This window comes from Exiguobacterium sp. E4787, from assembly GCF_018618375.1.
Lineage (GTDB): Bacteria > Bacillota > Bacilli > Exiguobacteriales > Exiguobacteriaceae > Exiguobacterium > Exiguobacterium chiriqhucha.
On record NZ_JACSLY010000008.1, the window covers coordinates 119,281 to 134,322 of the forward strand.

The window sequence follows — 15,042 nt, forward strand, 5'->3', positions numbered from 1 at the left end:
GACGTTGGATATGCGTACTTGGAAACAACCTTTACTTTTACTTGCTGGTGTCGGTATCTCGAACCTCGGCGCCTGGGTGTACTTCATCGCCCTCAACTTGATTGTCCTTGAGATGACGCAATCACCGTTCGCTGTGTCGGTCCTCTACATCCTCGTCCCGCTCGCGGCACTATGCGCGAACGTTTGGTCAGGCTCGGTCATCGACCGCACCGATACGCGCCGCTTGATGATGTGGCTGGATGCGCTCCGCGCTATTGTCGTCTTCAGTCTCGCCTTCATCGACTCACTCGCGCTCATTTATGTGCTCGTGTTTGTCTTGAATGTCGCGAGCTCCGTCTTCGAATCGGCCTCCCTCGTCTATATGACGAAGCTCGTCCCGAGCGGTGACCGGCAACGGTTCAACGCGCTCAAAAACTTCGTCCAATCGGCCGGGTTCATCTTAGGCCCGGCTATCGCGGGATTGTTGTTCATGATCGGCACACCGACGTTAGCCATCCAGTTGAACGCGTTGGCGTTGCTCGCGTCCGTCGGGATTCTCTCACTTCTACCGACATTGTTCACCGGTAGCGACGAGGTCGAGGTATTAAGCCTGCGTATGATTATCGAGGACTGGAAGTCGGTCGTCCGATTCGCGTCGACCATGCGTTACGTGACACTCGTCTATGGTCTATTCTGCGTCATGACGATTTTCATGTCGGGGCTCGACTCACTCGAGGCGTCGTTCGCGACGCAAGTGCTTGGCTTCTCCGAGAGCCGCTACGGCTTTCTCGTCAGTGTCGCCGGAGCCGGGATTATCACCGGTTCCATCATCAACGCGACGTTCAGTGCCCGGCTGACGTTACCATTCCTAATCAGCTTCGGTGCCATCCTAACGCCTGTCGGCTATCTCGTCTTCGCTTTCTCCGAGTCATTCGTGCTTGCAGCAGTCGGGTTCTTTTTGCTCACATTCGCCTTGTCGTTCGCGAACACCGGCTTCTTGTCGTTCTATCAAAACAACGTCCCGACCGACCTGATGGGCCGCTTCTCCGGGGTGATCAACGTAGCGGAGTCCGTCTTGATTATCGAGTTAACGTTCGGCATCGGTCTCCTCGCTGAATATGTCGGGATTCGCTCGACATATGTCGCCTTCTCGCTCGCCTTCTTACTCGTCGGCTTGGTCACGGTTCGGGTAGTGCTTGAACGTTCGAAACGAGGGAGGTTTGAGATGGATTCGATGGAATCGAATGTTTCGTGAAAAGTTGATGAATATCGAGTCTGTAAATTGGAATGTATTATCGTCATTTGTGGTCTGGATTCCGCTCATTTTTACACTCATCTAAAAATGACAATCGGGTTGTGGAACTGTGTAATATCGACAACTTCGGTTCTAAAGGAGAGAAATTTATGTTATTTCATTATCATATGTGGACACCATTTGTTGAAGAAACAGAAAGGTTTTATAAACAGCTCGGTTTTCAAGTAACGCAACGCATTGGAAAACATGACGGAGACTTCACAGCGTTTAATCCTCCGCTTGACTGGGACGATTTCCGACATCAACACATCCTTTTCTGTATCATCGAGATGAAAAAAGCACAATCAACATCACATTTGGTTACGGAAAAAAGTTATCTTTGATCATATCGGTTTTCTGTTAACTGAAGCGGACAAGGTGAAGACGTTGCAACGAGCAGAACAATTAGGCTTGACAGTTCAGGAAAATGAGCGCCGTGCTTTCATTCAGACGCCCTACGGATTTCGAATTGAATTGCAGACGCATCTAGATGCGATTCAATCAAACTCGGGCGAGCAGATTCTCCATCTTCGAATTGATACACCAAAAATGGGCCTTGAAGTGTTTTTACATGAGTTAATTAATCGACCGGTCCTTGAAGTTACGGCATCTCAAGCAAAGCGCGCAGTTTTGACACACGTTACGATTTCAAGTGAGCACGTTCTACAGTTGCAAGATCCTAATGGCATTGAAATCTGCACTGTGAATCCTATGTCAAACCAATTGAAGGACAGATGAATGACCAAAATTTTTTTGAAGCTGATGATGAAGATAATTGACTACCACCACTCCCATGAACTGAACTATACCTATTGACACGTCTAATTGATAAAGTCTAGTTTATTTTTGTTTAGTAGTGACGGTAAAAAACAGATAATTGATTGCTAATTAATTGAAAAACCTATATAGTTTTAGAGATTTGGAATCCGAAAGGGAGTGTAGCGTTGAACAATTATCAAAACGTGCTCATCAAATTAAGCGGGGCGGCCATCGCCGGCGAAGACAACTCAAATTTCGACGCACACAACCTCAATCAAATTGCAGATGAAATCCTGTCATTGATCGACATGGGAATCAACGTCTCCCTGATGATCGGCGGAGGGAACATCTTCCGAGGCAACATGGCCGACGCATGGGGCATCGATCGCGTCGAGGCCGACAACATCGGCACGCTCGGTACCGTCATCAACAGCTTAATGCTGCGTGGTGTACTCAAGAGCAAGACCGACCGCGAAGTTCGGGTCATGACGGCCATGCCGATTCCGAGTATGGCCGAGCCGTACATCCGACTGAAGGCGCTCACCCATCTTACCAAAGGGTATGTCCTCATCTTCGCAGGCGGTAACGGTCAGCCGTTCGTCTCGACCGACTATCCGGCTGTTCAACGCGCGGTCGAGATGCACTGCGATGCCCTGTTCGTCGCCAAGAACGGAATCTCCGGCGTCTATACGGACGATCCGAATCAATCGAACACGGCGAGACAATATACGTCGCTCCACTATAACGATGTGTTGCGCCATGACTTGAAGGTAATGGATCAGTCAGCGCTGCTCCTCGCGCGGGACAATCATCTCCCGGTACATGTGTTCGACTTCGAAGAGACGGGCGCGATGAAGCGCATCTGTTCGGGCGAATCTCTCGGCACGTTGATTCACGACGGCCAGACCAACTTAGCGCCATAACTGACGACACCACCGGCACAGATGTCGGTGGTGTCGTTTACTTGATTCACTCGAAGAACGCACTCGCTCCGATTCGAAAAACGAGCTCGTCGTTTCAATCTGATGTTCTATAATGAAGAGGATGGACACCTTTGATTGGTTATTCCCCACATATAGCGGGTAATTGAGGATGTGGCTCAGCACGAGCCGATTTGAAACGGATGGAGGGATGAACATGAAGCAATGGACCACTGACTCAATTTATTTGTTCGGGCTCATCGCTTGTATGATGATCGGCACGATGGCGTTCACCGTCCTTTTGTTCGAAAGTGACACCGGCCTTCTCGGCTATTTGATTTTACCTGCCATCGTCTTATCTTCCCTCATCTTCGGGATGCGGGCCGGGCTCACCTTGTCTGTCACGCTCCTCCTCTCTTTATTCATCTATTTCCGATGGTTCGCGTCCATCTATGAAGCAGGAAACGTTCAGTTTTTCAACGGCAGAGGCATCAGTTTCACGATTTTGCTGCTCGTCATGTCCATCTTGTCCGGCCTCATTCATCAACTCGTGAAGAACGTGCAGCTGTCACGGCTCGAGTTAGAGGAGCGCGCCCGACAGCTCGTGGCCGTCGACCCTGAGACGTGGCTCGATAACGCCGAACGGTTTCAGATGGACTTGACTGCCGAACGCGATCGCCTCATCCGCCACGGTGAAGCTTTCACGGTGTCGTTCATTCAAATCCATGAGCTGAGACAGTTCGAGGAACGGTTTGGACGGACCGAATATGAATGGTTCTTGAACTACTTCAGCGACGAGCTCCACCTGGCCACGAGACGAACGGATCATAAGTATCGCGTCGCCCTAGACACGTTCGCCATCATCTATCCACACACGTCCCCTGAGGCCGCCCGTGTCGTCCATGACCGGATTCGCCCGTTACTCGAAAAGTACGAGCTTCAAAGCGGTGAACACGTGTCGTTGATGCATATGGATATGTTCTATGACGTGAATCGAGAAAATGGCAATGCGGTCGTCGACGAAATCATTGCGAACATGTCCACGTTCAGTTGACTGTCGCCCGATAAATATCCCCAATCAGACCATCCATTTGATGCACCCCTAATTCTGCATTCGTCATGATGATCAGTGACTTGCCGATGTACGGGTACGCCACGAGCATGCTTTGAAAACCAATCCCCCAGCCGAGCGAGGATAGCTCGCGTTGCTCCTGTTCACCATCCAGAAAGACACCGAGCCCGGCGAACAGGTTCAACGACGAAGCAGACAGCATGTCTTTTACCGCTCGAGGAGACAGTTCGCGACCGTTCCCTTTCACCGCATCCATCAGTTCGATGACAACGCGCGTCAAATCCTCAGTCGTCGTCCAGAGCCCGGCCGCCGCTGGATACGGATAGTGCGGGATGATGGGGGCGACGGAATGACCGTGCTTGTCGTGTCCGCTCGAAAACGCCACACCTTCCACCTCGAAGTCATATCCACTCGCATGCATACGGAGCGGGATGAACAGTTCGTCACGGATCACATTCGCAAACGGACGCTCCATGACGTCCTCAATCAATAGTTGAATCAGACAGAACCCGGCGTCCGAATAGTGAAACGCTTGGCCCGGCTCACCCGTCACATGAACCGGTCCGTCGTGATACAGCGTGTCTCCGTTCAACAAAGCGGTCATCGAAGGTCGTCCGAAGGTGACATCAAGCTCTCCGAAACTGTCCGTCGCATCGACAATTCCGGACTCATGACGCAATACTTGACGCAACGTCACCTCGCTACGTTTTGAGGCAACATCTGTGAGTTGCCACGAGACGAGCCGGTCATTCACGGGGACATCTAACGCTAACCGTCCTGTTTCAACCAACTTCAGAACGAGGACACCGGTCAAAAACTTGCTCATCGAACAGGCATTGAAGCGCGTGTCCGCCGTCACCGGTCGACCGTTCCCCGCCGATACCGTACCGAACTGTTTGGATTCCGTCAGTTGCCCATGTTCAAGCCAGGCGATACTACAACCCGGAACGCGATGATGTTTCATCCGCTCCTCGATATATGCTACATCAAGCGGCATAACGCACCTTCCTCTCCTAACGATAGATTCATCGCATCATGATCAATTCGGACAAATCATCAATCGATTCATCGGCGTCTGCTTCGGACTCCGCCCAGCGGTCATTCCGTTTCCAAACCGTCCGCATGCCGACTCGCTTGGCGGCTTGGATGTCATGGAGCGCATGGTCCCCGACATACATAGCAGTTCCTGCTGTAACGTCTAATCGTTCGAGCGCCCGTTGAAACAGCGCGGGGTCTGGTTTTTTCATGCCTTCCCATTCAGAGACGAGCACACAATCGAAATAATCGCGGATGCCTAGACCATGGATCGACTTCATTTGGAGTTCGCCAAACCCGTTCGTGATGATGCCGAGCCGAAGCCCACGCGCTTTCAAGGCGCTTAGCATCGGTTTTAGATTCGGGAACGCGACGCAGAAATGCTGAAACTGGTTCACATAGTCATCGAGCAGTTCTTGTCGAGTGATTCCGCTAATCTCAAACTCCTGAATCAACTGGTCATACACCGCGTCTTTCCATCGATAGCCGTGCTGGTCGAGTTCGATGAAGCGCGTGACATAATCTCGTTCTTCGATGCCGGTCAGATGTCCCTTCAGTCTTGCATACTGGTCATGGATGAACCGACGCACGGATTCATCCCGGTTCAGCAGCGTGCCATCCAAATCAAAGAGCACGGCTTTCAACGCAGACACACCGGTCGTTTGAATCGTTTGAGTCAGTGACATGGGAGCGAATCTTCAAGCACGACGACGGTCTTCGCTTCCGTATCGACAATCCGCGTACGCGTATCGTTTTTCGAGAGGAATACGGGTTCACCCGTCTTATCAAAGCAATACGCCATCGGAATCGAAAATCCACAGTTTCGGTACGACCTGTCGGCGTGGCTCGTCCCGAGAATGATGAAGCGTTGTTGCATCGCGATTTTCTTCGCTTCGTCAGACCAGTCCGCATATTGCTCTTCGCTGAACATGCCGACGCCGATTGGATTGAAGATGAGTTGGATGTCTTCTTCCGATTTGAGTCCGTCCAGCCCCATGAAAATTTCTCGGCAGAGCACATACCCGTATCGGTGACCGTCGTCCTCGATGGTTGACGGCATGAACAGCGGCATCGTTTCCGGTGTCTTGGCACGGTCCAACAACGTCTCCCCTCGCTTGTTGATGATGAGGGCGCGGTCCACGTTCTGCTCGTTCCGATAGCCCATCACGACAGATTTCTGGAATCGCTTCGCAAGCTGTTTGACCTCGTCCAGATGTGTGACCTGACAATAACCCTCTGGATACAGAATCAAGTCGACCGTAGGGTTCGCGTTGATATCTTGAATGAATTGTTCTAGGTGTTGCTCCATTTGGGGTTGACCGATCAGAATCCTCATTTGTACCGCACATCCTTCTCTCATTTGTTTTGTTTAGAATCAATCGTCTCACTTCGAAGTAAACCCGACTGAATAAAGAGGTTTCTTCTCTTGAACTGCCTCGACCACGCCTCCGGCAATCTCTTCATGCGTCAACCAACGGCGCTCCCCCTTCTCGACCTGATAGCCGAGTTGCACTTGGTGATAACGGACGTCTTCAGGGATTGTCAGACCGTTTCTCACATCGCTTGAGTTGGAGCGGCTCCCGAGAACATGGAACACGTCCGTGCCCCCGCGCAGTACTGACAACACACACGGCAAGGCGTCAGCTGCGTCAGAATGAATCCAGGCAACGACCAGGTCGAAATCTCCATGAATCGCCATCGAACGTCGCAGTGCCTCCTTCAGACGCAAGTCGTCCCGATAGTCGACCAATACGGCAAACAGCCGACCCGGCGATTGCTCGGTCAATCGACTCATGTTCTCGGCATCCCGTCCGATGATGGACACGTGATACCCAACCTCTGCCAACCAAAGGACCGTCCCCGCCAGCATCCCGCTGCCGCCAATCACTAACGCATGTTTCACGATCTATCTGTCCCTTCTGTCCGTTTATAAGTAAGGAAAGGAATCCTGACTGACGAGAGCGAAATCTACATACAATATCCCCTCAAGGAGGCATGATTCCCATTCCATCGACCATCTATTCCATCAAACCAATCGAGTCGTCACGCGAACTCGATGACTCGTTCCTTGTCATGAACCAACTGCGCACCGACCTGACGCTCGAGGCCTATCGCGAGCTCGTCGCCGCTATGCGACCGCAAGGCTATGAACTGTATGCGTTATACGCCGACGATACCATCGTCTCACTCGCGGGGATCGAGGTACGTGTCAATCTCTATCTCGAGAAGCACGTCTTCATTTACGACCTCGTGACGTGCGCGAACCATCGCTCGAACGGATACGGCGAGATGTTGCTTCACTTCGTCCACGAATACGCCCGCGACCTTGGTGCCAAATACATCGCCCTCGAGTCAGGACTCGCTCGAACCGAGGCGCACCGTTTTTATACAGATAAGATGGACTACGCCATCACGAGTTATTCGTTCCGTAAACAACTTTGATTTCTATGTAACGAAAAAGGAAGAGCCGAACGCTCTTCCCGTCTTTATTATATCGTGATTTACGAGCCAAAAACAGACTGTCTTCTCCTAAATTCATCCACTATACTGTGAAGACAACCTGACTGAAGGAGAGATGAAGCATGACTGATGACATGAGACCGCTCGACCCCGGCCCGTTTTTCCACGGCACAAAAGCCGAACTGAAGCTGGGGGATTTGCTTGAACCGAAGCGACGCTCGAACTATCAAGACAAGCAGTCGAACTACATCTATTTCACGGCCTCCCTCGACGCCGCCAAATGGAGTGCCGAACTGGCGAGCGGTGAGGCTCGTGAGCGTATCTATCTCGTCGAACCGATGGGTGACTTCGAGAACGACCCGAACTTGACGGACAAACGCTTCCCTGGCAACCCGACCCGGTCGTACCGGTCGAAAGCCCCGCTCAAAGTCGTGGCCGAGCTCAGTGCGTCGGAACGCCACCCGGACGATGTGATCGCGCATATGCTGGCCTCACTTGAGAACCTGCGGCAAGCCGGAGAAAATGTGATTGACGACTGACACGAAGGAGAAGCACCTTGAAGAAATCCCACAACAAACGCAAGTATCTCTTGATGTCTATCGAAGCGACTGATTGGCTCTACGTCTCGACAGCAAGAAGATTAGCACCAGACTGGCTATCGCTGAGATTGCAATCTTAAGCTGAAATCCATTCGTCAATCCTTCAATCACATATCCCTTTAGTTTTTGGGACAGACTCGCTTCCGGTATCCAATCAATCACATAGCCAATTCCTAACATTGCGGGAAGGCTTATCACGACATAGACGATGATAAACATGAGTGTGAACGTCTTGATCTTTATCGTCTCCTACCTCCATTTCTGGTTGCACTGAATCGTAAAGTCTCCCGACCAAATAGAAAATGATACAATCCATCCAATAATTGGCTCATAAATAATAAAGAATAGACACTCTGTGTATATGTCGATGCTAACATGTATACAAAGTGTCTTTCGTATTAATTTTCTCTAACGTACTTTGCGAAACTATCGAGGATTGCCTGCCAGCCTTGGCGCTGTAACTCGAGCGGATTCATCGATTCCGCATCGAAAGTTTCAACGATTTTAGTCTGCTCACCTTCTGAAACAAATGAAATGCTTACTTTACGGTCGTCTTCGAGGCGATATTGAATGAGGTGATTAATTTGAACCTCATCATACACACCTTCAAAATCGAAGGCCATACTCTTGTCTTTCGCCTCCATCCGACTTCGAAAATTTCCTCCGGCTCTCAAGTCATTTTCAGCTTCCGTCGTATGCCAATCTTCGGATGCATGATTCCACTGTTTGATGTGTTCAGGGTCCGTCCAAAGTCGCCATACTTTGTCGATAGGTGCTTCAATAATTGATGACACCGTCACTCCATCTAATGATCTCCTTTGAAATGAATTGTTTCTGAACGCTTTTACGTCGACACTGGATGACATCCAACTATCCTTTACATCACTTTCATTCGATATGCGTTCGATGAACCCCTTCTCCAATCTAACTAAATAGAAGAAGGCGGTTTTTTGAATTGAGTCGAATGATTTGTATGAACGAGTGTGAACGGATCCGCGAGCGACGCGGCCGCCGCCTCCGTTTGAGACATCGTCTCTTCCGTGACGACCGCCTCTTGGCGTCGTAATCGGAACGCCCGCTCGAGGCGGCTCGTCAGCAAGTTGCTGAGGAAGACGAGCAGTGACAGGCCGAGAGCCGGAACGAGGAACATATGGTTCGTCATCCATGTCGTCGCTGTGAACTGCGTGAAATAAAAACCGAACATCGACGACCATTCAAACAGCGTCGGTCGGACCCCTTCAAACAGGAAGACGGTGCCTCCGAAAAAGACGCCGAACAACGACAGATGAATGAGCAACATGAGTGTTTGCACGAACTGTTGCATGAAGACGATGACCAACGTCGGAACGAGGTGCGGCCATAAGTGTTTCCTTGTCCGGTGCCACACACTGCCGCCTAACGTCTCGGCGACGATCATAAACTCTTGTTTGAGCAACTGCCGGACCTCGGTAATCAAATAGAGTGTGACAGCAGGCAATCCGAGCGCCACGAACACCGTCAACTGCAGCGTCACGCGGTCCAATAGCGGTGGCACCATGGTTGAGTCTGCGAAGAAAAAGGACGGGAACAGCATCATCATGGCCAACAAAGAGATGGGTAGAATCAAAAAACCATCTAACACCATTTTGAAGATTCGGTTCACGCGCGCCCCGCGAAAAGCGAGGGGAATTCCAATCAATAGGCCGAACGCCATTCGTCCGAGCGCAACAACCGCACAGATACCAACCGTCCACTTGAAGCCTTCAATCATCATTTGGAACAAATCGTTCCCGGCCCGGTCGGTACCGAGCCACTGATCTTTCGATGGTTCGAGTGGCGGGATGCCAATCAACCGACCTTCATCGGAATAACGGTTCAAGAATTGATCGACTTGGCCATCACGGAATACGGTATTGCCGATACTGAGTAACAACAAGCTGACAAATATCGCGAATCCAATCATAAAGATCGGATCGCGTAGGAGTGCACGACGCATCAGATCCCGCCTTTCCAGGCATTCGGAATGAGCCATTCCGCTACTAAATCCAATAGGAAAATCGGGATATAAACGACCAACAAGATGACGAGCAGAATCGGCATGACCGGGTTATAGACGGCGAACCGGAAAATACCTTGGACGTTGAATAAATACTCGATAATCAACAGACTCGATAGCACCGTGATTAAGTTCGAACGGAAAAAGAGGTAGAAGCGATACACCAAATTCGGCAACAAGTGTCTCCAGAACAAGGCGGCCGGTCGGACGCCTTTGGCCCGCGCCAGCTCGAGAAACAACGACACTTCTTCCTCGAGGATATGTTTCGTCAACCATTTGAGGAAGAAGAACAGAATCGTGAGCGTCAACGTCACGATCGGTAAAAAGCGTATGTATTCGGCGAACCCACCAGCGACTTCAATCCGATCGAACCCTGTCTTCTTATAAAACGTGATGGCGAGGAATTGCGAGAAGATGAGCCAAAATAAATCCGGGATCATCTCGAGCGTCTGACTCGTTTGCTGGAGCACCGTGCGCACGCGCTTTCCGCTCCGATAAAAGAAATAGGCGTACAGAAGGGCGAACCCGACCGAGACGATGAGTGACGTCATAAAGATGATGACCGTCTCTTTCATGAGCGGGGCGAGGTCTGGCAATAACGGTAACTCGCGTTGTGCGGTGACGTTGTAGTATGTAATCTCATCGAGTTTCGCCAATTGGCTGAACTGTTGTTGGAGCCCGTTCCAGTAGTTCGTTGGCACGAACTCGAGTTGCACGACGAGTGACGGCAAGGCACTGATCGCAATCAATACAAATATGGTGATGAAAAACTGAGCCGATTTTTGAGCAATCCAATTCATCTAATTCTCCCCTTTTGAGACATGATTTTCTCCAAAATAAAACATTTCTCTAATTTGAAAGTTAAAAAAATCCATATGTATGTTTTTTGATTCTATCACAGTAATGTTTTAAATAATAACAATATTCAAAAAATAAAGAGGTGAATTATGCTAATCTTAAATCACTCATACATAAAGAACAAAAAAGTATTCCTTCGTGAAAGGAACACTTCAATATGTCGAAAATAGAACGTCACCATCTTCAGAACGTAACTCATAGTCGACGAGTATATTCAATTGTTGTGTCAATGTAACGCTGCAATCATATTCGATTCCCGGACCAAACCGGATATCAGGTCGAACGCGAGTCTCATACGGGACATCATTCACATAGACGTCGATATTGCGGGCTTTCGTACCATTATCAACGACATAGCATGGCCCAGTCTCCGTTTTGTACTGACCAATCAACCTGTCATACGTGTCAGGGACCGTCACGAGCAAAATGAGAATTACGAGTCCTAACATGCTGAACGACGCGAACAATTTCCCTAGCTTCCGCTCCTTCCGCCACTGGCAAAAATACATAATTGTCGCGCCAACAAGAGCGAACGCGATACACCAAAACCCGATTAAATCAATCAACTTTCTCACCTCATTTTTTTATACGATTACAATCAGACAAAGTTTCATCACTTTTTCATTTTCAAGGAGATCGTCATGATCCACTTTCTCAAGTTACAAGCAACATCAATTTTACTGGCACTCGTCTTATTGATTAACATCCAACTCCTCGCCAACAGTGGACGGCTGTCTCTATGGATCGGCGGCGCCTATGTACCTGTTATCGCTGTGATCGGACTCACCTCAATCGGCGTATTTTCGCGTGTAGCTATCCGGCAAATCGTGCAGTTGACCCCAACACTTTGGAATCTCTCGCTTTATCTCTTATGGCTCCCTTACTTGGCTTTATTCACGTTTGGCTGGACGCGTGTCATCCCTGCTCCGAATGAAGCGGCGTGGCCAAGTCCTGCCGTCGGACTAGTGATCAACGCGCTCGTATTGACATTCCCGCTTTATATATTCATCATCCATATGATCGCCCGCTCCAAACAACAAACGATGTAACCTAAAAACGTGTGCGACCCGAAGCGGGTGCACACGTTTTTCATGAGAGCTCCTGTCTTCGTTTCTGCCACGCCACGAGCAAGATGCTGATGATGACGAGTAGGAACCACGACGACAACTTGCCGAGGTCGACGAGCGCCCAGCCGCTCAGCTGATTCGGATACGCCCAACCATTGTAGAACGTGACGATATTTTCCGCGAACCAGATGAAGCAGGCAATCAAAAAGAAGGCGACGACGACGGGCATCGTGAAACGACGGTCGTCGAGCCGGTACGTGACGATGGCCCGGCCGAAGACGAGAAAGACGAGCCCGATCAACACCCAGCGCAAATCGAGCCAAATGTGGTGCCAAAAGAAGTTGAAATAGATGGCGATTCCCAGGCCGAACGCGATGAGCGGCGGTGGCATCTTGAGAAATTCCAAATCGAGGCGACGCCACGATTGGACGACGTAGCTGCCGACGCTCGCATACATGAACCCTGCATAGAGCGGGACGCCAAACCATTTCGTCAACGCCTCGTCCGGATAGCTCCATGACCCCATCTGGACTTTGAACAGCTCGAGACCGAGCCCGATGACGTGGAACCAACTGATGGCCTTCACCTCTTCCATCGTCTCAAGCCCGGTCTTGATGAGCACGACTTGGACGAACAGACACCAGATGAAGAGCACGTCATAACGCGGAATCGGAAAGTCGAACCATTTCGTCAACGCGAGTGCCCCGAAGATGGCGACCGGGAAGATACAACTTAGTGCCTGTTCGTAACCGAAAATGAATAAATACCGGAGACGTCGCACGGAATCACCTACAATTCGATGTATTCATAAAGGAATGACGACTCGCCATCAAAGAAGCGCGGGTCGTATAAGCCGAGCCGCTCGCCATCCTCGACGACGACAACGAATGGGGACCACTGTTTGAGCGTGATCGCTTCTTTGTTCTCGGCGAAGAGCGGTGCAAGATCTGCATCGTCGGCACTCATCAACTCGTATTGGATTTCGGGTGCTTGATAGACCGAATCACGATAAATCGACACCGACTCGTCTGTCTTCGTGATCACGGTGAACTGGGTCGGGATGAACGAAGCCGACAGCGCCACTTCATCGTGATCGGCGGAGTACGACTGATACAAGTACGCCCCTTGCGCACTTTGAATCAAGACGTGCACGACAATCGCGGCCCAGGCGTAGCGATATACCGTATGACGGACGTCCACTCGACGTGCGATGAGCCAGGCGACGAGGAAGATGCCCCAATAGACGAAATCGACGATTGGGATGACGCCGAACGTGACCCGGACGTCGGATAGCGGTTCAAAGTAACCTGTCCCCCAGGCATTGAACAGGTCTGCCGTATTATGGATGAACACGGACAATAGCGCCCACCAGAAATAACGGACATCGGTCACCTTGAACAAGAGACGCACGAGCATGTAGATCAGCAATGCGAACAATGGCACGAGGAAAATCGAATGGGTGATGCCGCGGTGCCACATCTGATACATGCCTTCCGTGTCCCATAGGCGCGAGATTACGTCGCTATCTGGGATTTGACTCCCGACGAGCGTCGTGACGAACAAGGCCCGTTTTTCGTTTTTCTGTAGCTCACGCTTATCGGCTGCTCCGTAGAGCGTCAAACCGAATAGCGTATGTGTAATCGTATCCAACGGTCTCCTCCTTTTGATGATGGAAAAGACATCCCCCTCATGACGAGGAGGATGTCCGTCCTAGCTTATTTTTCTCGGTCCATTTTCATGGCGCGTCTTGCGACGACGGCGACAAAAATGACAGCGACAATCGGAATGATTAAAGGCATCCAATTCAACATCCGCCTGTCCCCTTTCTACAAGTGTCGCAAGCAGTATATCATACCTTCATTTCAATCGTTTCAGTGAATGCTCGCCTTCGCATATCGTCCTGCCATCGCCTCGATCGTCTCGCGCATATGGTCGCGGAGCGTCACCGGTTCGAGCACTTCGACTTGCGTCCCGAGCGACAAGAGCCAGTAGACGAAGCCGTCCGAGACGGCCGCGTCAAAACGGATCAGGAAGCGGTCCCCTTCTTGCGTGATCGACACGTCTTCGCCGAGCTTGTCGAAGATGACCGGGAGGACCCGCTCGTCGACGGCGATGACGATTTCCTCGTCGAGCCCGTTATACATGTTGAACGACTTTTGGAAATAGTCGTCCGGCAAATGATGTTTCATGCGCGGTTGATCGTCCTCGACGATTTCTGAGTTGACGATCCGGTCGACGCGATAGTTTCGGATTTCCCCGATTGATTCATCGATGCCGATCAAATAGTACTGCTCATGGTTCCAGTGCAGGTCAATCGGATTGACGACGTAACGTTCACCATCCCGACGGAGCGGGAACGTCCGCTTCGTGGCGTCAAAGCCGACGACGTCCGTGTATTGGAACGAGATTGCCTTCTGCTCTTGAATCGCGCGCTGGATACGGTCGATATGGTATGGAATCTGGCCGTGTTTCTTCTTCGGTGTCTTGATAATCGACTGGAGCGTCTCCGCTTCCGGAATGCTCGTCAGTTTTTGGAGCTTCTCGACGATGCGCTCCGTCACGTCTTCCGAGATGAACTTGGCCGCGACGATGGCGTCGACCATCATCCGGAGCTCATGGATTTCGAAGAGGCGGGCCGAATGCCAATACTTTTTGGCAAGGCCGTTCTTCTCGAGCTCATCCTGCACCTCGAACCCCGAATCGGTCAATGCTTGGATGTCGTCTTTCACTGATTTTTTTGCTAACTTAGAAGTATCTCCGATAGTAGATAAATATTCGAGCAAGTCTTCTAACGTCTTTGGATGATTGTCATCTGTGTGGCGTTCGAAAAACCGTCTCACCTCGAGTAACCGTTCTCGGTTGTTCACGGTTTAATCCCCTTTCACTTCTCTATGTATAATATGTATAAACAGACATTAGCATGTTATTTCCATGAAATAAAGTTATTTTCCATTACAATCGGTT

General features: G+C 50.5%; 19 protein-coding genes. 8 read left to right on the plus strand and 11 right to left on the minus strand.

Annotation, left to right across the window (positions count from 1 at the left end):
- Positions 1 to 10 precede the first annotated feature (10 nt).
- The 5 genes from KNP80_RS10515 to KNP80_RS10530 all read left to right on the plus strand — a co-directional run bounded on the left by KNP80_RS10515 (position 11) and on the right by KNP80_RS10530 (position 4,006).
- Positions 11 to 1,234, plus strand: coding sequence for an MFS transporter (locus KNP80_RS10515; RefSeq protein ID WP_214719628.1), 1,224 nt, complete (start codon positions 11 to 13; stop codon positions 1,232 to 1,234).
- A 149-nt stretch (positions 1,235 to 1,383) separates the two neighbouring features.
- Positions 1,384 to 1,617, plus strand: coding sequence for a hypothetical protein (locus tag KNP80_RS15830; RefSeq protein WP_251132372.1), 234 nt, complete (start codon positions 1,384 to 1,386; stop codon positions 1,615 to 1,617).
- Positions 1,618 to 1,660: 43 nt separating this feature from the next.
- Positions 1,661 to 2,011 carry a hypothetical protein gene (locus KNP80_RS15835; protein WP_251128928.1) on the plus strand — a complete coding sequence of 117 codons (351 nt, stop codon included), beginning with the start codon at positions 1,661 to 1,663 and terminating at the stop codon, positions 2,009 to 2,011.
- 206 nt (positions 2,012 to 2,217) lie between these two features.
- Positions 2,218 to 2,955, plus strand: a complete 738-nt coding sequence (gene pyrH / locus KNP80_RS10525) for a UMP kinase (RefSeq protein ID WP_214834713.1) — start codon at positions 2,218 to 2,220, stop codon at positions 2,953 to 2,955.
- Positions 2,956 to 3,169: 214 nt separating this feature from the next.
- The gene (locus KNP80_RS10530; RefSeq protein ID WP_214834714.1) at positions 3,170 to 4,006 is read left to right on the plus strand and encodes a GGDEF domain-containing protein; all 837 of its coding nucleotides are present in this window, start codon (positions 3,170 to 3,172) and stop codon (positions 4,004 to 4,006) included.
- Here KNP80_RS10530 and KNP80_RS10535 read toward each other — a convergent pair.
- The 4 genes from KNP80_RS10535 to KNP80_RS10550 all read right to left on the minus strand — a co-directional run bounded on the left by KNP80_RS10535 (position 3,999) and on the right by KNP80_RS10550 (position 6,962).
- On the minus strand, positions 3,999 to 5,021 hold the full coding sequence (locus KNP80_RS10535) for a serine hydrolase domain-containing protein (RefSeq protein ID WP_214834715.1): 1,023 nt from the start codon (positions 5,019 to 5,021) through the stop codon (positions 3,999 to 4,001). The genes KNP80_RS10530 and KNP80_RS10535 overlap by 8 nt on opposite strands.
- Positions 5,022 to 5,049: 28 nt before the next feature.
- Positions 5,050 to 5,745, minus strand: coding sequence for an HAD family hydrolase (locus tag KNP80_RS10540; protein ID WP_214832693.1), 696 nt, complete (start codon positions 5,743 to 5,745; stop codon positions 5,050 to 5,052).
- The gene (locus tag KNP80_RS10545; RefSeq protein ID WP_251132373.1) at positions 5,736 to 6,368 is read right to left on the minus strand and encodes a hypothetical protein; all 633 of its coding nucleotides are present in this window, start codon (positions 6,366 to 6,368) and stop codon (positions 5,736 to 5,738) included. The genes KNP80_RS10540 and KNP80_RS10545 overlap by 10 nt, the downstream gene beginning before the upstream one ends.
- A 75-nt stretch (positions 6,369 to 6,443) precedes the next feature.
- On the minus strand, positions 6,444 to 6,962 hold the full coding sequence (locus tag KNP80_RS10550) for a Rossmann-fold NAD(P)-binding domain-containing protein (RefSeq protein WP_214719634.1): 519 nt from the start codon (positions 6,960 to 6,962) through the stop codon (positions 6,444 to 6,446).
- Between the two features lie 92 nt (positions 6,963 to 7,054).
- On the opposite strand from KNP80_RS10550, the gene KNP80_RS10555 reads away from it, so the two are divergent.
- Together KNP80_RS10555 and arr are read left to right on the plus strand one after the other, a co-directional pair.
- Complete coding sequence (locus KNP80_RS10555) at positions 7,055 to 7,501, plus strand: GNAT family N-acetyltransferase (protein WP_251128930.1); 447 nt, start codon at positions 7,055 to 7,057, stop codon at positions 7,499 to 7,501.
- Positions 7,502 to 7,641: 140 nt separating this feature from the next.
- Positions 7,642 to 8,058, plus strand: a complete 417-nt coding sequence (gene arr, locus KNP80_RS10560) for an NAD(+)--rifampin ADP-ribosyltransferase (protein WP_214834716.1) — start codon at positions 7,642 to 7,644, stop codon at positions 8,056 to 8,058.
- Between the two features lie 458 nt (positions 8,059 to 8,516).
- Here arr and KNP80_RS10565 read toward each other — a convergent pair whose 3' ends face one another.
- The 4 genes from KNP80_RS10565 to KNP80_RS10580 form a co-directional block, all read right to left on the minus strand.
- A complete protein-coding gene (locus tag KNP80_RS10565) occupies positions 8,517 to 8,912 on the minus strand; it encodes an SRPBCC family protein (protein ID WP_353047995.1) in 396 nt (131 codons plus the stop codon).
- A gap of 134 nt (positions 8,913 to 9,046) precedes the next feature.
- Complete coding sequence (locus tag KNP80_RS10570) at positions 9,047 to 10,093, minus strand: ABC transporter permease (protein WP_214834718.1); 1,047 nt, start codon at positions 10,091 to 10,093, stop codon at positions 9,047 to 9,049.
- Positions 10,093 to 10,953 (minus strand): ABC transporter permease subunit, encoded by an 861-nt coding sequence (locus KNP80_RS10575; protein WP_214834719.1) that lies wholly within the window; start codon positions 10,951 to 10,953, stop codon positions 10,093 to 10,095. The genes KNP80_RS10570 and KNP80_RS10575 overlap by 1 nt, the downstream gene beginning before the upstream one ends.
- Before the next feature lie 210 nt (positions 10,954 to 11,163).
- Positions 11,164 to 11,460, minus strand: coding sequence for a hypothetical protein (locus tag KNP80_RS10580; protein ID WP_214834720.1), 297 nt, complete (start codon positions 11,458 to 11,460; stop codon positions 11,164 to 11,166).
- 192 nt (positions 11,461 to 11,652) lie between these two features.
- Here KNP80_RS10580 and KNP80_RS10585 point away from each other — a divergent pair, with 192 nt between their 5' ends.
- Positions 11,653 to 12,060 carry a hypothetical protein gene (locus tag KNP80_RS10585; protein ID WP_214834721.1) on the plus strand — a complete coding sequence of 136 codons (408 nt, stop codon included), beginning with the start codon at positions 11,653 to 11,655 and terminating at the stop codon, positions 12,058 to 12,060.
- 40 nt (positions 12,061 to 12,100) lie between these two features.
- Here the strand turns inward: KNP80_RS10585 and KNP80_RS10590 are convergent, their stop codons facing one another.
- From KNP80_RS10590 to KNP80_RS10600, 3 genes are all read right to left on the minus strand, one after another.
- Entirely contained in the window at positions 12,101 to 12,859 is a 759-nt protein-coding gene (locus tag KNP80_RS10590) for a DUF817 domain-containing protein (protein ID WP_214834722.1), read from the minus strand.
- 8 nt (positions 12,860 to 12,867) lie between these two features.
- A complete protein-coding gene (locus tag KNP80_RS10595; RefSeq protein ID WP_214834723.1) occupies positions 12,868 to 13,728 on the minus strand; it encodes a metal-dependent hydrolase in 861 nt (286 codons plus the stop codon).
- 221 nt (positions 13,729 to 13,949) lie between these two features.
- Positions 13,950 to 14,945, minus strand: coding sequence for a helix-turn-helix transcriptional regulator (locus tag KNP80_RS10600; RefSeq protein ID WP_214834724.1), 996 nt, complete (start codon positions 14,943 to 14,945; stop codon positions 13,950 to 13,952).
- Between the last annotated feature and the right edge of the window lie 97 nt (positions 14,946 to 15,042).

What these genes read in the sequence shown, in the direction of transcription:
- KNP80_RS10515 (WP_214719628.1), top strand. Translation starts at nt 11, where the DNA reads ATGCGTACTTGGAAACAACCTTTACTTTTACTTGCTGGTGTCGGTATC.
- KNP80_RS15830 (WP_251132372.1), top strand. Translation starts at nt 1,384, where the DNA reads ATGTTATTTCATTATCATATGTGGACACCATTTGTTGAAGAAACAGAA.
- KNP80_RS10530 (WP_214834714.1), top strand. Translation starts at nt 3,170, where the DNA reads ATGAAGCAATGGACCACTGACTCAATTTATTTGTTCGGGCTCATCGCT.
- KNP80_RS10535 (WP_214834715.1), bottom strand. Translation starts at nt 5,021, where the DNA reads ATGCCGCTTGATGTAGCATATATCGAGGAGCGGATGAAACATCATCGC.
- KNP80_RS10540 (WP_214832693.1), bottom strand. Translation starts at nt 5,745, where the DNA reads ATGTCACTGACTCAAACGATTCAAACGACCGGTGTGTCTGCGTTGAAA.
- KNP80_RS10545 (WP_251132373.1), bottom strand. Translation starts at nt 6,368, where the DNA reads ATGGAGCAACACCTAGAACAATTCATTCAAGATATCAACGCGAACCCT.
- KNP80_RS10555 (WP_251128930.1), top strand. Translation starts at nt 7,055, where the DNA reads ATGATTCCCATTCCATCGACCATCTATTCCATCAAACCAATCGAGTCG.
- arr (WP_214834716.1), top strand. Translation starts at nt 7,642, where the DNA reads ATGACTGATGACATGAGACCGCTCGACCCCGGCCCGTTTTTCCACGGC.
- KNP80_RS10570 (WP_214834718.1), bottom strand. Translation starts at nt 10,093, where the DNA reads ATGCGTCGTGCACTCCTACGCGATCCGATCTTTATGATTGGATTCGCG.
- KNP80_RS10575 (WP_214834719.1), bottom strand. Translation starts at nt 10,953, where the DNA reads ATGAATTGGATTGCTCAAAAATCGGCTCAGTTTTTCATCACCATATTT.
- KNP80_RS10580 (WP_214834720.1), bottom strand. Translation starts at nt 11,460, where the DNA reads ATGTTAGGACTCGTAATTCTCATTTTGCTCGTGACGGTCCCTGACACG.
- KNP80_RS10585 (WP_214834721.1), top strand. Translation starts at nt 11,653, where the DNA reads ATGATCCACTTTCTCAAGTTACAAGCAACATCAATTTTACTGGCACTC.